The organism is Aeromonas sobria (assembly GCF_006243315.1).
GTDB classification, from domain to species: Bacteria; Pseudomonadota; Gammaproteobacteria; order Enterobacterales; family Aeromonadaceae; genus Aeromonas; species Aeromonas sobria_A.
In genome coordinates, this window is the sequence record NZ_NKWE01000039.1 from 22,704 (window position 1) to 42,849 (window position 20,146).

At 60.9% G+C, this 20,146-nt stretch carries 18 protein-coding genes; 8 read left to right on the forward strand and 10 right to left on the reverse strand.

Going from position 1 to position 20,146, the window contains the following annotated elements; translation table 11 throughout:
• Positions 1–64: 64 nt before the first annotated feature.
• The 3 genes from CF137_RS12350 (at position 65) to CF137_RS12360 (ending at position 1,646) form a co-directional block, all read left to right on the forward strand.
• A complete protein-coding gene (locus tag CF137_RS12350) occupies positions 65–469 on the forward strand; it encodes a nitrous oxide-stimulated promoter family protein (protein ID WP_139719317.1) in 405 nt (134 codons plus the stop codon).
• 113 nt (positions 470–582) lie between these two features.
• Positions 583–1,047 carry a GNAT family N-acetyltransferase gene (locus tag CF137_RS12355; RefSeq protein WP_139719319.1) on the forward strand — a complete coding sequence of 155 codons (465 nt, stop codon included), beginning with the start codon at positions 583–585 and terminating at the stop codon, positions 1,045–1,047.
• A 131-nt stretch (positions 1,048–1,178) separates the two neighbouring features.
• The gene (locus CF137_RS12360) at positions 1,179–1,646 is read left to right on the forward strand and encodes an outer membrane lipoprotein (RefSeq protein ID WP_139719321.1); all 468 of its coding nucleotides are present in this window, start codon (positions 1,179–1,181) and stop codon (positions 1,644–1,646) included.
• 83 nt (positions 1,647–1,729) lie between these two features.
• Here CF137_RS12360 and amt read toward each other — a convergent pair whose 3' ends face one another.
• Complete coding sequence (gene amt, locus CF137_RS12365; protein WP_139719323.1) at positions 1,730–3,157, reverse strand: ammonium transporter; 1,428 nt, start codon at positions 3,155–3,157, stop codon at positions 1,730–1,732.
• 505 nt (positions 3,158–3,662) lie between these two features.
• Here amt and CF137_RS12370 point away from each other — a divergent pair.
• A complete protein-coding gene (locus CF137_RS12370) occupies positions 3,663–4,586 on the forward strand; it encodes a GGDEF domain-containing protein (RefSeq protein WP_139719325.1) in 924 nt (307 codons plus the stop codon).
• 90 nt (positions 4,587–4,676) lie between these two features.
• Here the strand turns inward: CF137_RS12370 and CF137_RS12375 are convergent, their stop codons facing one another.
• Complete coding sequence (locus CF137_RS12375) at positions 4,677–5,300, reverse strand: outer membrane beta-barrel protein (RefSeq protein ID WP_139719510.1); 624 nt, start codon at positions 5,298–5,300, stop codon at positions 4,677–4,679.
• 251 nt (positions 5,301–5,551) lie between these two features.
• Here CF137_RS12375 and CF137_RS12380 point away from each other — a divergent pair, with 251 nt between their 5' ends.
• The gene (locus CF137_RS12380) at positions 5,552–6,190 is read left to right on the forward strand and encodes an exopolysaccharide biosynthesis protein (protein WP_162515927.1); all 639 of its coding nucleotides are present in this window, start codon (positions 5,552–5,554) and stop codon (positions 6,188–6,190) included.
• Between the two features lie 66 nt (positions 6,191–6,256).
• On the opposite strand, the gene CF137_RS12385 is transcribed toward CF137_RS12380, so the two are convergent.
• Complete coding sequence (locus CF137_RS12385) at positions 6,257–7,531, reverse strand: amino acid permease (RefSeq protein WP_139719329.1); 1,275 nt, start codon at positions 7,529–7,531, stop codon at positions 6,257–6,259.
• A gap of 757 nt (positions 7,532–8,288) precedes the next feature.
• Between CF137_RS12385 and CF137_RS12390 the strand changes: the two genes are divergently transcribed.
• Positions 8,289–8,606, forward strand: coding sequence for a DUF6968 family protein (locus tag CF137_RS12390; RefSeq protein ID WP_139719331.1), 318 nt, complete (start codon positions 8,289–8,291; stop codon positions 8,604–8,606).
• A 25-nt stretch (positions 8,607–8,631) separates the two neighbouring features.
• Positions 8,632–9,267: a Vat family streptogramin A O-acetyltransferase gene (locus tag CF137_RS12395; RefSeq protein WP_139719333.1), complete on the forward strand. Its 636-nt coding sequence runs from the start codon at positions 8,632–8,634 to the stop codon at positions 9,265–9,267.
• An 89-nt stretch (positions 9,268–9,356) separates the two neighbouring features.
• Here CF137_RS12395 and CF137_RS12400 read toward each other — a convergent pair whose 3' ends face one another.
• Positions 9,357–9,938 carry a penicillin-binding protein activator LpoB gene (locus CF137_RS12400; RefSeq protein ID WP_139719335.1) on the reverse strand — a complete coding sequence of 194 codons (582 nt, stop codon included), beginning with the start codon at positions 9,936–9,938 and terminating at the stop codon, positions 9,357–9,359.
• 465 nt (positions 9,939–10,403) lie between these two features.
• On the opposite strand from CF137_RS12400, the gene CF137_RS12405 reads away from it, so the two are divergent.
• A complete protein-coding gene (locus CF137_RS12405; protein WP_139719336.1) occupies positions 10,404–13,016 on the forward strand; it encodes an AAA family ATPase in 2,613 nt (870 codons plus the stop codon).
• 247 nt (positions 13,017–13,263) lie between these two features.
• Here CF137_RS12405 and thiH read toward each other — a convergent pair whose 3' ends face one another.
• The 6 genes from thiH to thiC all read right to left on the reverse strand — a co-directional run bounded on the left by thiH (position 13,264) and on the right by thiC (position 20,112).
• On the reverse strand, positions 13,264–14,493 hold the full coding sequence (gene thiH / locus CF137_RS12410) for a 2-iminoacetate synthase ThiH (protein ID WP_139719512.1): 1,230 nt from the start codon (positions 14,491–14,493) through the stop codon (positions 13,264–13,266).
• A 17-nt stretch (positions 14,494–14,510) separates the two neighbouring features.
• A complete protein-coding gene (locus tag CF137_RS12415; RefSeq protein WP_139719338.1) occupies positions 14,511–15,278 on the reverse strand; it encodes a thiazole synthase in 768 nt (255 codons plus the stop codon).
• 85 nt (positions 15,279–15,363) lie between these two features.
• On the reverse strand, positions 15,364–15,570 hold the full coding sequence (gene thiS / locus CF137_RS12420; RefSeq protein WP_139719340.1) for a sulfur carrier protein ThiS: 207 nt from the start codon (positions 15,568–15,570) through the stop codon (positions 15,364–15,366).
• The gene (locus tag CF137_RS12425) at positions 15,567–16,343 is read right to left on the reverse strand and encodes a HesA/MoeB/ThiF family protein (protein ID WP_139719342.1); all 777 of its coding nucleotides are present in this window, start codon (positions 16,341–16,343) and stop codon (positions 15,567–15,569) included. The genes thiS and CF137_RS12425 overlap by 4 nt, the downstream gene beginning before the upstream one ends.
• A 62-nt stretch (positions 16,344–16,405) precedes the next feature.
• Positions 16,406–18,034, reverse strand: a complete 1,629-nt coding sequence (gene thiE, locus CF137_RS12430; RefSeq protein WP_139719345.1) for a thiamine phosphate synthase — start codon at positions 18,032–18,034, stop codon at positions 16,406–16,408.
• Entirely contained in the window at positions 18,031–20,112 is a 2,082-nt protein-coding gene (gene thiC / locus CF137_RS12435; protein WP_139719347.1) for a phosphomethylpyrimidine synthase ThiC, read from the reverse strand. Before thiC ends, thiE begins: the two co-directional genes overlap by 4 nt.
• Positions 20,113–20,146: the final 34 nt, after the last annotated feature.

Here is a 20,146-nt window from a genome sequence, read left to right on the forward strand (position 1 = left end):
GTTTTTTGTCCCCCTTTTGACCTGTATCAACACCCCAAACGAACAGGTCAGGACAATGGCGGCCATGAAAAGTCATCATGTCAGCCCAGCAAGGGGCCCACACGCCGCAATCAGCAAAAAGGCGAGTGACCACCCCAGACTCATGCGCGAGAAGAAGACCGTCAGCGCCATGATCCGCCTCTACTGCCAGCACCATCATCAGGATCCCCACTGCCGCCACTGTCGTCAGTTGCGGGAGTTCGCCCATCAGCGGCTCAATCGCTGTCGTTACGGCCACGGCCATAAACCCACCTGCGCCAACTGCAATATCCACTGCTACGCCCCGGCGATGCGCAAACAGATCCAGCAGGTGATGAAGTGGAGCGGCCCGCGCATGTTGCTGCGCCACCCCTGGCTCGCCATCCGCCACCTGCTCGATGGCTGGCGCAAGGCCGCCAAACTGCCCCAGAGCCGACCCCTTCCCCCCTGAACGCCAATCCCTTGCATCCGGCAGGGGATGACCACTACCCTGTGACTTCTTTTGCGCCGTTGACCTTGGGGTCAGCGGCCCTAGCCGCCCCTCTTGCTGTCGATGGAGTCCTGATGCACCACAACCCGCCCCTGCTACGTACCGCTACCCATGCCGATATGCACGCCATCTGGCAGATCGATGCCAAAGTCTTTGGCGAAGATGTCTATCCGGCCTTCTTCTTCCGTCAGGCGATGGATTTGTGGCCCGAGTTGTTGCTGGTAGCCGAATACGAGGGAGAGCTGGTGGGTTATGTACTGGGTGGCTTTGGTCAGGAGCGATCGCAAGGCTGGGTGCTGTCGCTGGCGGTGCTGCCAGAAGCGCGCGGTTTTGGCCTCGCGGAGCGAATGATGCGCCAGATGGAGCTAAACCAGCAGGCGTTGCAGATCAGCACGTTGCGACTCACCGTCGATCCCGCCAATCCGGCCCAGCGCCTCTACTACCGGCTCGGTTACACATTGCAGGCGGAAGTAGCCGACTATTTTGGCCCCGGAGAAGACCGCCTGCTGCTGGTCAAAACCCTCTCTGGTACAGCGTAGATTCAAGGACAAAACCGGTAACAGAACGCATAATTGGTTACATTTTGCCGATTTCATGTGTGACGAGGTTGGAGTAGAGTTCTGCTCATCAACCGGATTGTTCAAATTCCATGCAGCCCAGGAGGCCCACCATGTTGAAGCGTATGACCCTTATTGCCCTGCTGGCCGCAACCACCATCACGGGTTGTGCCAATAGCGACGTTTACTCCGGCGATGTCTACACCAAAGACCGCGCCAAACAGGTGCAGACCGTCAGCTACGGCACCATCATCTCCACCCGCCCGGTGAAGATCCAGGCTGATGAGAACTCCCTGATTGGCACCATCGGCGGCGCCGTGGTCGGCGGCCTGCTGGGCAGCACCATAGGTGGCGGTACCGGACGCGATATCGCAGCTGCAGGCGGCGCCATCGCCGGTGCGGCGGCAGGCAACGCCGTCGGCAACAAGATGAATCAGGTTGACGGCGTCGAGCTGGAGATCAAGAAAGAGAATGGCGAAGCCATCGTGGTGGTACAGAAAGCCAGCCCCACCTTCACCCCGGGCGCACGCGTTCGCATGACCCAGGGCAATGGCAGCATCAACGTGGCCGTCGTGAATTAAGAGTGTGAACTAAACGCGCCACCGCTCGCGAGCCCTAAAAAAACCGCCGGAACCGGCGGTTTTTTGTTGTCTGACGTTCGGCATTACATGCTGTAAGCCTTCTCGCCGTGGGAGGTCACATCCAGCCCTTCCCGCTCGGCATCGCCGTTCACCCGCAGTCCGACCAGCATATCGACGACCTTGAAGGCGATCGCCGCTACCACACCGGACCAGAGGATGGTGACACCCACCCCGATGGCCTGGATCTTCACCTGAGTCAGGATGGAGTAGCCCCCGGCAACCTGATTGGTGACATAGTCCCACACCCCGGTACCGCCCAGATCCGGGCTGGCAAAGACGCCGGTCAGCAGGGCACCGAGAATGCCGCACACTCCGTGCAAACCAAACACATCGAGACTGTCATCGGCCCCCAGCAAACGCTTGAGACCGTGTACGCCCCACAGACCCGCCACACCACTGATAAGCCCCATCACCAGACCACCGCCCACACCGACGAAACCGGCAGCCGGAGTAATCATTACCAGACCGGATACCGCGCCAGAGGCAGCCCCCAGCAGGGAGGGACGCCCTTTCATCACCCACTCGGCCAGAGTCCAGGAGAGTGCCGCCGCCGCCGGAGCCACCCAGGTATTGATAAAGGCGAGCGCCGCCACGCCATTGGCTTCCAGCGCGGAGCCAGCGTTGAAGCCGAACCAGCCAAACCAGAGCAGGGAGGCACCGATCATGGTCATAGTCAGGCTGTGGGGGGTCATGGGATCACGACCGTAGCCCAGACGCTTGCCCACCAGATAGGCCCCCACCAGACCCGCCACCGCGGCGTTGATGTGCACCACGGTACCGCCCGCAAAGTCGAGCGCACCATGCTGGAACAGATAACCGGCAGTGGCGGTCGCCGTGGCGGCGGCCTCGGCGCTGGTGTAGGCATCCGGCCCCGCCCAGTACCACACCATATGAGCCAGCGGGATGTAGGCGAAGGTGAACCAGATCACCGAGAAGAGCAGCACGGCGGCAAACTTGATGCGCTCGGCAAACGCCCCCACGATAAGACCGCAGGTGATGGCGGCAAAGGCCCCCTGAAACACCACATAGATCAGCTCGCTGATGCCAACGCCCTTGCTGAAAGTGGCAGCGATGGAGTCAGGCGTGACACCTTTGAGCAGCAGCTTGCTGAAAGATCCGTAGACGCCATTCCCCTCAGTGAAGGCCAGCGAATAACCGTAGATCACCCACAGCACGCAGATAAGGCAGAACAGGGTAAAGACCTGCATCAGCACGCTCAGCATGTTTTTGGCCCGCACCAGACCACCGTAGAAGAGGGCCAGACCGGGGATCGACATCAGGATCACCAGCGCCGCCGACAGCAGCATCCAGGTGTTGTCACCCTTGTTGATTGTCACGCTGGCAACCGGTGCCACCGCAGCCTGCACTTGAGCGACCTCTTCGGCCCAACTTGGGGTAACCAGCAAGGCAGGCAACATCGTCAGACCTGCCATCATCCATTTTTTGACCATAGTGCACTCTCCTTCCCTGTCGTACCGGTACAAGACCGGCTCCGTTTCCCTGATTGAATCTGTGGCAAGCCGCAAGGTGTTGCTGCGACCCGCCAGAATCACACCCGTGCCCGGCACGGGGATGTCTCTTGCCACTTCACATCACTGCGTCTGCCGCCGATGACCGCAAGAGACCGTCTGACATGTAAAAAGCATAAAGCGGGCCATAAATTTAAATCCTTTAAAATCATAAAATTAACTATCGACGAAACCCCGCTTGCACCAACATGGCGCGCTGACTGCGCCAACCTGCCCAGGGCCGCCCTGTCACAGGGCAGGCAATAACGTGCGCACCAGAAGTGCGCAAACCCGGAGCCAGCCCACAAGCTGATGCCATTACCATCGCACTGCCCGGGTCAGCTCGTTTACACTGTCAGACCCGTCACTTGCTGTTATCTGCCCAAGGCACACCATTACGCGAGCCCTTGGTTGCAAGGTGATGGCAAGCCCACATCCGAGGAACCCCATGCAGTTCGATCGTCTCGACATCAGCCTCTCCCACTACCGCATTCTCGATGGGGAGCACCGCGCTCACATCGCCTTGCTGGGAGTGCTGATGCTGACCATCATGCTCCTGCATCTCGGGCTGCTGCCCCACTTTCCCTACGAGCGCTTTTACGCCGTCAGCTTTGGCTTCGAGGTGATCAACTGGTTCACCATGCTGTTCCTGTTCTGGGTGGTACAGTGCGCCCATCTGCCCGCCAAGACCTACCGCCTGCTCTCCTGCGGCCTGATGCTGTGGATCATGGGGGCCACCGCCGACATCATGGATGAAATCGTGCAGCAACCGCTCTGGCTCGCCATCTACGCCGAGGATCTGCTGCGATCCAGCGGCATTCTGCTCAGCAGCATCGGCATCCTGAGCACCATGCACCACCTCTTTCATATCAATGCCCAGCTCAGACAACAGGCGCTGTTTGACGATCTGACCCGACTGCCAAACCGGCGCTACTTTCATCAGCAGTTGTTTCTGGAGCGGGGGGTTTACCATGCCCTCATCCTGCTGGATCTGGATCACTTCAAGGGGATCAATGACAACTACGGCCACGATATCGGGGATTGGGTGCTGCAGCAGTTTGGCGAACTGTTGCAGCAACACTGCCCGCCCGGGGCGCTGGCGGCCCGCATTGGTGGTGAGGAGTTCGTCCTGCTGCTGCCCGTCGCCAACGAAGCACAATTGCAACAACTGACCAGCACACTGCTGGCGGCGACCCGCACCATAGCCCCCGATCCGGCCAGCCCCCTGACGGTCAGTCTGGGGGTGGGGATCCGTGAGCCCAAGGAGCCGGCTGTCTCGCTGTTCAAGCGGGTGGATCAGGCGCTCTATCGCGCCAAAGAGGCGGGCAGAAATTGCGCCGTGTGGGCAACCCCAGCCAGTCACGAGACGTGAGCATCTGCCAGCGCAATGATGAGCACAGCAGCAAACATCCAGATAAAAGGGGCCAGACGGCCCCTTTCTTCAGCATGAAATTGTTGCGGCTTAAAAGCGGAAGGTAAGACCGATATTGGCCTGCCACTGGGTCACCAGCTCTCCGCGCACCTTGAACACGCACTGATCCGGGTTACAGAGAAACTGGTTGCTGTCGTTGACCAGCGAGCCATAGCCGCGCACCTCGGCCCGCAGCGCCAGATGCTCGGTCAGCCGGGGCTGCACCCCGAGCGCCAGCGACATGGAAGGTGTCACCTCGCTGTCGTAGGCGGCAAAGCGGGTCACCCCGATACCGGCACCGATATAGGGCGCCATCAGGTTGTCCGACAGGGTCAGCGCCCCGGCAAAGTGCAAGGTATCCACCGTCAGGCGATCCGGCTGATCGGGAGATAGGGTGGTGGACTGGTGGCTGTAGAGCAGCTCAATCATGCCTGGGTCATCCACCTCCTTGCTGATAAAGAGGCCCCAGCTGCCGGAGCGCTGCCCCTGCAGTGAATCGAGCGAGGCCGAACGCGCCACCGGCTCCACCACATCGTCGCTTTTCTCGAAGTCGATGGCTGAGCTGTAGCCGAAAAACGGCGTCAGCTGCCAACCGGATGTGGTCGCGGCCTCGCTACTCCAGGCCTGCCCCAGTGGCAACAACAGCCCCACCATCGCTATCCCGGCTCGCTTCATCATCATCCCCTGCTCCCTGTGTGATTGTTCATAAAGCATACCAGCTTCATTCTGCGCCACGCCTAAACGGCTGCTGTACCGGATCACATTCATGGCACGACTGCCCTCAGCTGTTGCGGCTCCAGAGCCGTGCCACAACCGCCGTTATGCGCCGGCCGCCACCATTCATCGGCGGTTAACCTCTGCCACGTATGCTGGCGAAAAATCGGGTCATCGGGGCCCGCCATCACCACTCAGAAGGACATCAGGGAATGGTTGCCGCGCAACTTCACGACCCCCAAACCACCCTCGCGGATACCCTGCGGGCCACCGCTCACGCCATCGACGAGAGCCACGTCAGCCTGCGCCAGATGCTGGAGCTGGTGGGCGAGCAGGGAATGCTGCTGTTCTGCGTGCTGCTCACCGTGCCTTTCCTGCTGCCGGTCTCCATTCCCGGGGTCAGCACCCCGTTCGGCCTGCTGATCCTCTTTATCGGTATCGGCATCACCCTCAACCGGGTGCCCTGGCTGCCAGCCATGCTGATGGAGCGCCGCTTCGCTGCCGACCAGCTCAAGCCGACCCTGCACAAGGGGGCGGATTTGCTGGCCCGGGTCGATCGCTTTATCCGCCCGCGCCTGCTGATGCTGACCGGCAGCAGCGTGGTCAACCGCTGTAACGGCCTGCTGATCATGCTGGCCGCCCTGTTGCTGATGCTGCCCCTTGGCGCTATCCCCTTCACCAATGCCATGCCTGCCTGGGCCATCCTGCTACTTGCCACCGGCATGTTGCAGCGGGACGGTCTGTTCGTCGCCAGTGGCTACCTGCTGGTGAGCGCGACCCTGGTCTGGTTCAGCGTGCTGGCGTTCGGCTTGCTGATGGCAGGCCAGAGCGCCAGCGGCCTGCTCGGCTAACCCCGACGCCAAGAAAAAGGGCGACCAACTGGTCGCCCTTTTTGATTTGTGCGGGATACAGCCCGGTCAAAGCAGATCGTAGATAAGGGCCGAGATGGCAAGCAGCCCCATCACCAACACAAAAAGGGTGCTCGGCCCGCGATAACGCTTGAGTGCGGGCAAGCGATAGATGGAGCAGGCTGGCAGCAGAAACAGGATCACCGCGATCAGCGGGCCACTGACCCGCTCGATGATATCGAGCACATTGGGGTTCAGATAGGTGATGACGGCAGTCACCATAAACAGGATCACCGACGACACCCGGGCGATAGTCGACTCCTTGAGGGAGAGCCCCAGCCCCTGACAGGCACCGCTCACCATGCTCACCGTCCCCTCGCTCACCCCCATGGAGGTGCCGAGGAAAGATTTGGACATGGCCAGAATGGCGATGAGCGGCCCCACATAGGCGATCAACGGATTGGAGAACTTGTTCGCCAGCGCCGACAGCACAGAGATATTGTCGGTGCGGGCCAGCGCCATCTCCGCCTGACTCAGGCTCATCACGCAACTCACCACAAAAAAGAGCACGCTGCCGCAAATCAGCAGGCTGCTGTACTTGATGATCCGCTTGGTGCGCAGGTCGGCACTCTCCTGACAACGCTTCTTCTGCGCCGCACTGAAGGAGGAGATAATGGGCGCATGGCTGAACGAGAAAACCATCACTGGCACGATCAGCCAGAGGGATTTCCAGAACGCCGGATCACGCCAATCCACCGCCTGACTCTCGCTGAAATAGGAGAGGCTCCACTGGGGCAGCAGATAGACAGAGAGGCCAATCAGAAAAGCGACCATCGGCAACGCCAGCACGCTGATGGCCGACACCACGATCTGCTTGCCGGCCAGCAGGATCAGATGCAGACCCAGCATCACCCCCACAACCAGCAAGCCACGCGGCAGCTCGGCGTGCCCCAGCTGGTGAACCACGAAGCTCTGGATCGCATTGGTGATGGAGATGCTGTAGACCAGAATGATGGGGTAGAAGGCCATCAGATAGACCAGCATCAACAGCTTGCCCGCTTTGGCACCGAAGTGCTCCTCCACCACATGGGTGATGTCCCCTTCCCGATGGGAGCTGGAGAGCACAAAGCGACTCAATGCCCGATGGGAATAATAAGAGAGCGGAAAAGCCAGCAATAAAATAAACAGCAAAATAACCGGGGAATTACTGCCAACAGTAATAGGGAGAAATAAGGTACCGGCACCGACAGCAGTGGCATATAAGCCCATGGTCCATACCGAATCGCTTTTCTCCCATTTCAACTTTGAAACAGGGTTACTCTTTTCAGCAATAGAAACACTCATTGCAATATATACCTTATTAGTCTGTCATCATTATTTTTATTGGCCCGAATAACAGGCTTGAGATATGTCGTTGCATATCGCCCTGCACACGAAAAAACAACACCGCCAGCGGCCAACAGGGCCACTGGAGGGAAACGGAGCTGCCACGCTACCATCGTTGAAATCGCTATCCGGGTCAAGGTTAATAATTCATGACTGTTTGAATCGGATTGTTTCAAAAGACAACGAGATGTATCACATTCGTCATCCAAAACCCGATTCAAGCCTGTTTGATAACATACCGATAAAACCTCATCCTGTTGCCCAACAACACAAATAAGACCAGCGATCAGGCCGATAATATTAACACCATCGCCAGTGGAATATGAGCTAAATAATACGACCAACTTTTCTACTAATTGACAGTGATGTCAGCCAAATTATTTATGGCAAGAGAACAGGTGATTTCTGCCAATAACAGGGCCGAGAAGCTCAGCGCGCCGGGCAGTGCGCCACCCGATTGCGGCCCGCCCGCTTGGCCCGGTAGAGCCACTCGGCGGCACGGGCCAGCCGGGTTAGTCCACATGCCACGCCTCACGCCCTTGCGCCCGATCACAGCTACGCAACCCCCCTCTTCCAGACCATGGATATCTCATTGTTTCAACTCACCAGTTCATTTACGCTGGCCGTCCTGAGTCCACATTTTCACCTCATCAGCCATCAGGGATACCAGCCACCCGCAACCGCAGGGGCTGTACCACGGAAAAGGAATCGCCAGATGAAAAACGCCATCGTCACCGCCCGTTTCGACGCCATCAGCACCGAAGGGGAGCAGCTCACCCTCAAGATCGCCATCAAGGCCCCCGAGCCAGATCCCAAGTCTGCCAGCGGTGACTGGCGCTGCAAGGTGAAGCTGGCGGGGCTCAGCGACAAGACCTTTATCTACGGCGTCGACAGCCTGCAGGCCCTGAGCCTTGCCATCAAGTTTGTCGAGACCGAACTGCGCGCATTCTCCGATGCGGGCTGGCAATTCTATCAGCCAGGCTGCCCCGACCACCCCATCGACATGAGCGCCTGCTACTTCCCGGCGATTTAATACCCGGCCAACCCAAGGAGCCCAGATGCACGGACCCGATCCCGCCAATCCACACCCCATGAACGGCTTCCCCCAGGTGTGCTTTATCAAGAACACCATCAAGGGGCCCAATATCGAAGTGGGTGACTACACCTATTACGACGACCCGGAGGATGCGGCGGGCTTTGAGCGCAACGTCCTCTACCACTTCCCCTTCGTCGGCGACAAGCTGATCATCGGCAAGTTCTGCGCCATCGCCCGCGGGGTCAAGTTCATCATGAACGGCGCCAACCACCAGACCTCCGGCTTCTCCACCTACCCCTTCTTTATCTTCGGCAACGGCTGGGAGAGCGCCGCCCCCGCCCCGGGCAGCCTCCCCTACAAGGGCGATACCGTGATCGGCCACGATGTCTGGATTGGCTATGACGCCCTGATCATGCCGGGGGTAAAAGTCGGCAACGGCGCCATTATCGCCGCCCGCTCCGTGGTCACCGGCGACGTGCCCGCCTACGCCGTGGTCGGCGGCAACCCCGCCAAAGTGATCCGCTACCGCTTCGACGACGACACCATAGAGCGCCTCAACGCCCTCGCCTGGTGGGACTGGCCGGTGGAGCAGATCAGCCAGAATTTGCCGTTGATCAGCGGCGGGGAGATAGCCGCGCTGGAAGCGGCAACCCGCTAGAGACAAGCCCTATCAGGCATAAGGCCAGAAATGAGAAGAGGGCTGAGCGCACAGGCACTCAACCCTCTTTTTGATCGGTCGCAGGCCGCTCAGTGGCTGGCAGAACGACTGCCGCTCCAGAGCAGCTCGCCGCTGCGCAGCTCCATCAGGGTCATCGACAGCCGATAGCGGCTGCCCTCGGCAACCAGATCCCCGTACAGCATGTAGCGAGCGCCGGTCTGGCGACCGAGCCGTACCAAGGAGGCCGGGTTCATCCTGCCCTGCTGATACTCAAGCTGGCCGGTGATGCCGGCCACCTGACCTGGGTCGACAAAGCGAAAACCGCTCTTGCTCATGATGCGCTTGCTCATGGCCGCCACCATGGCGCGGGTATCCACCGGCTCGCCGGTACCGTTTCGGGGCGGAGTGAGCAGCAGCACCGGCTGACCGGTTTGCGTCAGCTCCCGCACCTCGGGAGCCTGCACAAAGGTGTCGGCCATGGCCAGCGCCAGCCCGGTCGGCGCCACCGGCTTGGGCAGCGGTGCCCCGGCATCCGGCTTGGTCACCGGCTTGTCCGGCTGGCTCACTGGCTGGTCCGGCTCACTGACAGGAGCCTGGGTGCCACCGTAGGGATTGACCGCACAACCGCCCAACAGCAGGGCCCCCACCATCAACAAGGAACGCAGCTTCATCTTTTCTCTCCGCCAGAAGTCCGTAAACGGGCATCAACCACCGCCCGCATGGCGGAGCCCCTGCCCGCATTCTCCTTATGCTAGAGACAAACCCCGGCAGGGTCGATGCGCCACCCGCCGTCAGACGACAGAGGTTGGCCCAGAGAACCCGCACCGGTATCCGAGAGTGAGGATGGAAATATGAGAAGCCAGCAAGGCCGCACATCAAACAGACAGGAATAGTGCGAGGTCGCCGACAATCCCCCACCATCCACCTTGACCATCCAGTACCACCTAGTCATGGTGATCACTCTTCATCTGGAACTGAGCCAGATGCAACTGACCGCCCTCAGCCACACCAGTTTCCAGGCCCGACCCTTCTACCGGGAATAGGATTATTCCATTCTTGGCGAACTGCCGGATATACCACCGGGGTATGGCGGTAATTTTCTGAAAAAGCAGATGTGAGCAACAAGGTGCAAATTGATGAGCATTATTCAAGAGATCTATGCGTGGTCCAAGGGACTCGCAGCTTGGCAACAAGATGCTATTGCTAGGCTCTACCAAGACCGCTTACTTAGTACTGCGGATCTGGAAGACCTCTATGCATTGGCCAAGGCAGAAGTGGGGATTCCAGATCCAGATGGCCGGATATCCAAGAAGCTTCAAGACGCACAGGTTGCTCCGCCTGCCGATCCAGCCCGATTAGTTCAGTTAGCCGCGATCAAGGGGCTTGTGAACGTCAATGCATTGGCGAACGGCGGGAGCGTCCCGATCGCTTTAGCTGGTCTAACCGTCATCTACGGGGAAAACGGAGCCGGGAAGTCGGGATACTCCAGAATATTCAAGCACGCGTGCCGCGCGAGAGATCGGCGCGAGCCCATCCTACCCAACGCCAACCTAGATCCCAAGGACGTTGGCACCGCTCAGGCTGTGTTCGAGGCTGTAATCGATGGCACAGCGATTGACCTTCCTTGGCAGTACGGTGTGATAGCGCCTGAACCACTTTCGGATATCTCAATCTTCGATACCCACTGCGCCCGAGCTTACATCGATAACCACGGGGACTTTGCTTACACCCCATATGGGCTGGACATCTTGGAGGGGCTGGTCGGTGCCTGTACCAAGCTCAAGGCGCGGGCTACGCAAGAGAAGGCTGCGAATGCTCCAAGTGACGCAGCGTATGCCGTGCTGATGAGAGAGCAGACTGCGGTCGCCACAGCACTACTTGGTATCCCGACCCAGACAAAACCAGAGCACATTGAGGATTTGGCCACGCTTAACCAAGCCGAGCTGGATCGGCGGGCCCTACTGACCAAAACCCTCGCAGAGGCTGATCCTAAGCAAAAAGCCCAGGCGACTCATCAGAAGGCAGCGCGCCTTACGGGGTTGAAGGATCGGATTACCGCCGCGATAACACTGATCGACGATGAAAAGGTCACAAAGCTTAAAGGGCTTATTGGTAAAGCAAAATCGGCCAAAGCTGCCGCAGACCTGGCGGCGACCGAGTTCAAACAAACTCCGGGTCAACTTGCTGGTACTGGAAATGAAGAATGGAAAACGCTGTTTGAAGCAGCCCGAACTTTTGCCAAAGTAAGCCACCCAGACCATGGATTCCCGGTGCTTCCCGAAGACTCTGCATGTCCCCTCTGCCAAAACATGCTTGGACAGGATGGGGCTGCGCGTCTGGTGCAGTTTGACACCTTTATCAAGCAGGCAGCTGAAAAAGCTGCGGCCGAGGCACGCGAGGTAGCAGCAACAGCCTACAAAGTGATCAAGAAAGCGGCCTTGGACATCATATTCCGTGATGGTTTGGTGGAAGAGTTGACGGAGATTGCTCCTGAACTCGCTGCTGGATGCTCGACGATGCAGAAGTGCCTGAATACCCGTCAGAAATTGGTGTTGCAGGCAGCGGCGACCGAGCTCCCGTGGGGAGAGGTTTTGGCACTGCCGAATGACCCTCGACCGGGGTTGGTAAGCATCATTGAAGGTCTACAGGAACAGGCCAAGGCTTTGGAGGCCACGGCCGATGAGAAAGTTCGGGCTGATATGATGGCTGAGAAGCGAGAGCTTGATGCGCGGGTGCGCCTGGGGGAAGTCAAGACCGCTGTCTTAGAGGCAATCACCAAGCATGAGGTCTGCCGTAAGCTTCAGGCGTGCATTGATGGTTTGGATACGCGAGCAATCTCCAGAAAGTCTACCGAGCTTTCGCGGACAACGGCCAGCAAGGAGCTGGCGGACGCTCTCAACGATGAACTCAAACTCCTCAAGGTGCATCAACTTCAGGTCGTAATGAAGCCAGAGTCTCCAGGGGGAAAGACCCAATTCAAGCTGGTCCTTCAATTGCCTGGTGGAGGTTCGCCTGCCGCCATCCTCAGTGAGGGGGAGCAGCGAGCTATTGCCATCGCCTCCTTCCTAGCGGAGATAAAGCTTGGCAAAGGACGTGGCGGGATTGTGTTGGATGACCCAGTGTCATCACTCGATCACAGGCGCCGTTGGGAGGTGGCGTATCGTTTAGCCCTTGAGTCACTCACCCGGCAGGTGATCGTCTTCACCCACGACATCTACTTCCTCTGCATCTTGGAGCAGAAGATCGAGGAACTTGGGTCAATGCTGAGCAAGAACTACATTCGCAGAACTGCCCAAGGATATGGTGTGCACTCGCAGGATCTGCCGTTTGACGTTGTGGGCACCAAAGATCGTCTGGCAAGGCTCCGGCAAGAACTCGTGGAGGTTCGTAGAGCGCAAAAGGATGGGGATGAGGATGAACATCGTCGTCTGACTGCATTTTGCTACGGCCGGCTACGCCTGGCTTGGGAGCGGTGTGTCGAGGAGGTGTTGCTGAACGGCGCGGTCCAGCGGTTCGGTGAAGGTGTGTCAACACAGCGCCTTAAGTCTGTCGTTGTGACCGATGATGACTACCGGGAAGTTGATGCAGGAATGTCTAAGTGCTCCAAGTTCGAGCACGATGCCGCAACAATTGTTGGAAGGCTCCCAATCCCAGAGCCTGATGAACTTGAGCAAGACATAGCGAGACTGGCGGCATGGCGAGACACTGTTAACAGGCGTCTGATCGATACGGCCAAGACCAGAAGCTGAGTGTCTACTGGTGACATAAACCCACTTGGTCAAGTCTGAATGGTGGGTACGCTTTTGGTTTCCCCCTCTTATTCGCTGAGGCGAACCCGCTTGTCCATCTCGTATGTTGGGCTTCGCTACGCTCAGCGCCAACCTACCACAGATGTAGGTTGCGGCTGAGCTTGCGAAGCCCAACGTTTACCGCGAATAGCTATTGTGTTCCTGCATCACTCTCCCCGATCTGCGTATGGCAAAGGGAAATCACCCTCTATCTCCCCAAAAACGGTTCCCAATCCTTAAACACCGGCTGCAACCCCGCCTGCCGCACTGCGGCGGCTACTTCCCCCACCGGACGGTCGTCGTGGATGGCGAACTGCTCCAGCTCCTCTGCATCCCCCTCCGCATAGCCACCCGGCTGGGTGCGCGACTCGGCCGACATCTGGGTGATGCCAAGACGCACCGCGCCGTTGCGAAAGGTGGCCGACTCGCGGGTGGAGAGCGACAAGTCCAGCGTTGGCGAGAAGAGGCGCCAGGCGCAGATCAGCTGGGCCAGCTGGCGATCCGACATGACCACGGCAGGCTCTAGCCCGCCGGTGCAGGGGCGCAGGCGCGGGAAGGAGAGCGAATAGCGGCTCTGCCAGTGGTGACGCTCAAGCCAGGCGAGGTGCTCGGCGACAAAATAGCTGTCGGCGCGCCAGTCCGAGGAGAGACCGATCAGCGCACCCAACCCTATCTTGTCGATACCGGCGCGACCAAGCCGATCCGGCGTGGCAAGGCGCCATGCTATGTCCCGCTTGTTGCCGCGTAGGTGGTGGCGGGCGTAGGTGGGGGCGTGGTAGGTCTCCTGATAGACCATGACGGCGTCGAGGCCGAGGCTCTTCAGCTCGGCATAGTCGGCCTGCGAGAGGGGCTGCACCTCCATCCCCACCGTGCTGAAGTGGCGGCGGATGATGGGCATCACCTCGCGAAAATAGGCGAGCCCCACCTTGTGTTCGTGCTCGCCGGTCACCAGCAGCACGCTGTCAAAACCGCGCGCCTTGATGGCGAGACACTCGCGCTCTATCTCCTCTGTATTCAAGGTCTTGCGCTTGAGGCGGTTGCTCATGGAGAAGCCGCAGTAGCTGCAGTCGTTGGCGCACAGATTCGACAGATAGAGCGGCACATAGAAGCCGATGGTGTTGCCGAAACGCTGGCGGGTCAGGCGCTCGGCCTCGGCTGCCATCTGCGGCAGATACGCCTCGGCGGCTGGCGAGATCAGCGCCATAAAATCGCTCAGGGTGCGGCGTGGTGCGCTCAGGGCACGCGCCACATCGGCGGCGGTCTTGGCGCGGATCTGCATGCCGATATCGTCCCACTCCAGTTCGTGCCAATGGTCGAGAAAGGAAGGCTCTTTAGCCCTCACTCCCGGAGCCCTCACCCCCAGCCCCTCTCCCAGAGGGAGAGGGGGGCTATCACTCGGGCGCACTTGGGGTTGTGCAAAAAGTTCGGAGCTACCCATCGCACCAGCATCATGACTCATAACGCCCCCAGAAAATCGGTGAGCGGGCTGGAGGCTTGCGCCTGCAGGGCGCGGGCGCCGAGGCCTGCCTCATAGGCGCTGCGCCCGGCGCTGCAGGCCAGCGCAAAGGCGCGGCCCATGGCGACTGGATCGCCGCTGACGGCGATGGCGGTGTTGACCAGCACGGCGTCGGCGCCCAGCTCAAAGGCAGCGGCGGCGTGGCTCGGGGCACCGATCCCCGCATCCACCACCACCGGCACATTGGCCTGCTCGATGATGATGGCGAGAAACTCCCGGGTCACCAGCCCCTGATTGGAGCCGATAGGCGCGCCGAGCGGCATCACGGCGGCGCAACCCACCTCTTCCAGCCGCTTGCAGAGCACCGGGTCGGCGCCGCAGTAGGGCAGCACCACAAAGCCCTCTTTCACCAGCTGTTCGGCGGCTTTCAGCGTCTCGATGGGATCGGGCAGCAGATAGCGGGGATCGGGGTGGATCTCCAGCTTCAGCCAGTTTGTTCCTAGCGCCTCACGGGCGAGGTGGGCGGCAAACACCGCCTCGGCAGCGGTCTTGGCGCCAGAGGTGTTAGGCAACAGCTTGACCCCGAGTTGCCGAAGGGGCGTGAGAATATCGTCGTGGGCCTTGCCCGGTTCAAGCCGCTTGATGGCCATGGTAACCAGCCGGGAGCCGCTCGCCTCGATGGCGGCGGCCATCAGATCCGGGCGGGCAAACTTGCCGGTGCCGGTAAAGAGGCGCGATGAGAAGGTGTGATCGGCAATTGTCAGCATGTCAGCCTCCCGCCACAGTGGTAAGAAGAGATGAAGTTCCACCGCAAGGCAGAACGCTCGAATATGGGACTGTGAGCATCATGGATCAGCCTCCGGCAATGGCGGTGAAGAGGTGAAGTTCATCCCCGTCATTGAGACGGGTCTCGGCCCAGCGGCCACGGGGCAGCACGGCGCCATTGAGGGCCACCGCTACGCCATGTGGATTGACCCCCTGCGCGGCCAGCAGGTCGGCCACACTCTGCCCTGCCGCCAGCGGCTGGGCTTTATCGTTGAGTCGAATGGTCAAGGTCATGGGGTGATCTCCTTATCGTGTGTCGGGCATCGGCGCTGCCCGCAGACCGGGCAATCGGGATCGGGGGCCAGAGTGAGGGTCTGCCACTGATGGGTCAGGGCATCGAAGCGGCGCAATGTGCCAGCGACCGGGCTCGGCATCCCAAGCAGCAGTTTCAATGCCTCCAGGGCCTGCAGGGAGCCCATCACCCCGACCAGCGGGCCGGTGACGCCGCTGGTCTGGCAGCTCTCATTGATCTCGGTATCCTGCGGATAGAGGCAGGCGTAACAGGCGTGATCCGTACCTGTGCGCGCCATCAGCTGCCCCTGCCAGCCCACTGCGGCGGCGGAGATCCAGGGCTTGCCCTGAGCCACGCAGGCGACGTTGATGGCGTGGCGGGTAGGGAGGTTGTCGCAGCAGTCGACAACCAAATCCACCTCGGCCACAAACTCCGGCAGGCTGGCGGCATCGAGCCGCTGGTTGATGGCAATCAGCTCCACCAGCGGGTTGTGGGCCGCCAACCGCTCGCGGGCCAGCTCCGCCTTGGAGTGGTTAACCGCCTCAGAGTCGAACAGGATCTGGCGCGGCAGATTGCTGGAATCGACCGTATCGCCATCGGCCAGCCACAAGGTGCCCACACCGGCCCCGGCCAGATAGAGCGCCAGCGGCGAGCCAAGCCCGCCCAAGCCCACGATCAGCACAGATTTATCCTTGAGCCGCGCCTGTCCGGCCTCCCCCACTTCCGCCAGCATCAGCTGGCGGCCGTATCTCAGGTATTCAGCATCAGCCAACATCAATGCCTCCCCATCCGGCCAGCGAGGTAAGCTGGCGGGCTGAATCGCGCAAATATTCCGCATCAGAGAGCATGTTCCACCTCCCTTATGGCAGTGGCCGAGCGCGGCTCATCCCCTGCCCCCACGGCAGCGAGCAGCCGTTCGGTCGCCCCCTGCCAGTCGTCGCAGGCAGTAATGGCCGAGACCAGCGCGATACTGCCGACGCCGCTTGCCTTGACCGCCGCCACCCGCTCCTCGCTGATGCCGCCGATGGCCACCGTGGGCCACTCCGCCATCAGGGCGCGGTAGCGGTGCAGCCGCACCAGCCCCTGTGGGCGCGAAGGCATCGCCTTGGTATTGGTCGGGAAGATATGGCCGAGCGCGATATAGGAGGGGGCCAGCTCGCGCGCCCGCATCAGCTCGAAGTAGCCGTGGGTGGAGATGCCAAGGCGCAGCCCCGCAGCCTGAATGGCGGCGAGATCGGTGGTCTCCATATCCTCCTGCCCCAGATGCACGCCCCAGGCGCCCGCCTCGATGGCTTGCTGCCAGTAGTCGTTGATAAAGAGCCGCGCCCCATGGCGGCGACCGAGCGCGACAGCATCACAAATGGCCGGTGCTACCTGAGCGGCGGGCAGATTCTTGATCCGCAGCTGGATGGTCTTGACCCCCTGCCCCAGCAGGCGGCGCAGCCACTTGACCGAATCGACCACCGGATAGAGGCCGAGGTTGTGCTCGGTCGCGGCAAAGGGGCCCTGCGGCAGGCGGGCACTGCTTGTTTCATAAAGTCCGAAACGGCGATCGAGGGTTGAACCCGCCAGCACGGCACGGGGGAAGTAGGCAAGATCGGCTGGCCAGCCGAGATGGGCGATGGGCCCCGGGCCCGCCCCCACTCCTTGCGCCGCCGCCAGCCCCTGTTGCAGATAGGCACGAGCGAGGGTGATGGCGTCCTCCACCGGATAATCCTGCGCCACCACGGCGGCGATGGCGCTGGCGTAGCAGCAGCCGGTGCCGTGACCGTGGCGGGTATCGAGGCGCGGCGCCGCCAGCCAGAATTCGCGAGTCTCGTCCTGGTAGTAGTCGAGGCAGAGATCGCCACTCCAGCCCAGATGGCCGCCCTTGACCAGCACGGCGCGGGTGCCCAGTTCGCGCAGTCGCGCCGCCCCCGCCCGCACCAGTTCAGGGCTGCTGGCGGGAATGCCAGTCAGCGCCTCCAGCTCGGGGCCGTTGGGGGTGATGAGGGAGAGGCGTGGCAGCAGCTGTTCGCGCACCGCCACCAGCATATTGGCTTCGGCCATCGGGGTGCCGGTGCTGGCGATAGCCACCGGGTCATAGACCACAAAGGGCGCCATCAGGGTGTCGAGCCGCCTGGCCAGCACCTCGACGTGGAGCCGGGTCGGCAACAGACCTATCTTGATGGCCGCCGGGGGCAAGTCGACACCGAGGGCATCGATCTGGGCGGTGAAGGTCTGCATCAGTACAGGGTCGACCATCTTCACCGCCACCGAGTTCTGGGCAGTGATGGCGGTAATAACCGAGCAGCCGTGCACGCCAAGATCGTGCATGGTGTGCAAGTCGGCCTGAATGCCAGCGCCGCCGCCGGAGTCGGAACCGGCGATGGTCCAGACTCGCATTTTGAGATCACTGCCCAAGGGTCGCGCCTCCATCACTGTTGGCAGGTCGGCGGGGCTAACAGCCCCGCTTGCGCTGCTCACGCCTCCTCCCCTGCGGCCTGTTTCAGCGCCGCCACCTGATGGTAGATCTCGCCGCCGGTCTCCTTGAAGGTCTCTGCCATCCGCTCCATGCCGCGCACCACCTCGGCCTGCTTGAAGGTCTCTGTCTCCTTACGAGCCATGCCGCTCTCCACCTGAGCCACCACCTGCTCCTGCTGGCCGTCCATGCCGACCAGCTTGATCTCGACCGCCTCCAGTTTCGCGGCATTCAGTTCGGCGGTGTAGGCGCGCACATCCTGAGTGATCTTCATGGAGCAGAACTTGGGCCCGCACATGGAGCAGAAGTGGGCCACCTTGCCGGACTCCTGCGGCAGGGTCTCATCGTGGTAAGCGCGGGCGGTGTCAGGATCCAGCGCCAGATTGAACTGATCCTCCCAGCGAAATTCAAAGCGCGCCTTGGACATGGCGTTGTCGCGAATTTGGGCGCCCGGATGCCCCTTGGCCAGATCGGCGGCGTGGGCGGCAATCTTGTAGGTGATCAGCCCCTGCTTCACATCCTCCTTGTTGGGCAGCCCCAGATGCTCCTTGGGGGTCACGTAGCAGAGCATGGCGCAGCCGTACCAGCCGATCATGGCGGCGCCAATGCCGGAGGTGAAGTGATCGTAACCCGGCGCGATGTCGGTGGTGAGCGGGCCCAGGGTATAGAACGGCGCCTCGTGACAGTGCTCAAGCTGCTCGGTCATGTTGCGCTCGATCATGTGCATCGGCACGTGACCCGGCCCCTCGATCATCACCTGCACATCGTACTCCCACGCAATCTTGGTCAGCTCGCCCAGGGTGCGCAGCTCGGCGAACTGGGCCTCGTCGTTGGCGTCATAGACGGAGCCCGGACGCAGACCGTCGCCCAGCGACAGGGCCACGTCATAGGCCGCGCAGATCTCGCAGATTTCGCGGAAGTGCTGGTAGAGGAAGTTCTCCTTGTGGTGGGAGAGGCACCACTTGGCCATGATGCTGCCGCCGCGGGAGACGATGCCGGTGAGGCGCTTGGCGGTCATCGGCACGAAGCGCAGCAAGACGCCGGCGTGGATGGTGAAGTAGTCCACCCCCTGCTCGGCCTGCTCCAGCAGGGTGTCGCGGAACAGCTCCCAGGTGAGGTCTTCGGCGATGCCGTTGGTCTTCTCCAGCGCCTGATAGATGGGCACGGTACCGATGGGCACCGGGCTGTTGCGCAGGATCCACTCGCGGGTCTCGTGGATGTAGCGACCGGTGGAGAGATCCATGACGGTATCGGCGCCCCAGCGGGTCGACCAGACCAGCTTCTCAACTTCCTCTTCGATGCTGGAGCTGACCGCCGAGTTGCCGATGTTGGCGTTGATCTTCACCAGAAAATTGCGGCCGATGATCATCGGCTCCGCTTCCGGGTGGTTGATGTTGCTGGGGATGATGGCGCGACCGGCGGCCACCTCATCGCGCACAAATTCAGGGGTGATGTTCTGGGGCAAGCGGGCACCAAAACCCTGCCCCGGATGCTGGCGCAGCAGTAGCTCGGAGCGCACCCGCTCACGCCCCATGTTCTCGCGAATGGCGATAAATTCCATCTCGGGTGTGACGATACCGGCGCGGGCGTAGTGCAGCTGGGTGACCCGGCGCCCCGGCTTGGCGCAGCGCGGCTTATGTTGCAAAGAGTTCAGGTGATCGAAGCGCAGGTGATCCAGCCCCTCGTCAGCCAGACGCTCCTGAGTGAAGGTGGAGCTGAGCCCCGGCAGGGCGTCGGTATCATCCCGCTCCAGCACCCAGTTCTCCCGCAAGCACGGCAGGCCGCGGCGCACGTCGATGGCGACCCCCTCCTCCCCGTAACGGCCAGAGGTGTCGTAGACCGGCACCGGCTCGTTGGGCTCGAACTGGGGAGCTTCCTTATCGCCACTGACAGGGCCACCAACGAAGGTATCGGCCAGCTGGATCTCCCGCAGGGGCACCCGGATATCGGGGCGGGAGCCTTCGATAAAGATGCGGCGGGAGTTGGGGTGAGCCATCCCCTTGAGGCTGTCGATAAAGGCCTGAGCGCTGGAGCGCTGCTCGCGGCGGCTGGATTTGGCGGTATCAGATACAGAAGTAGACATAGCAAAACTCACATTAACTGGTTGAAGTTATGGG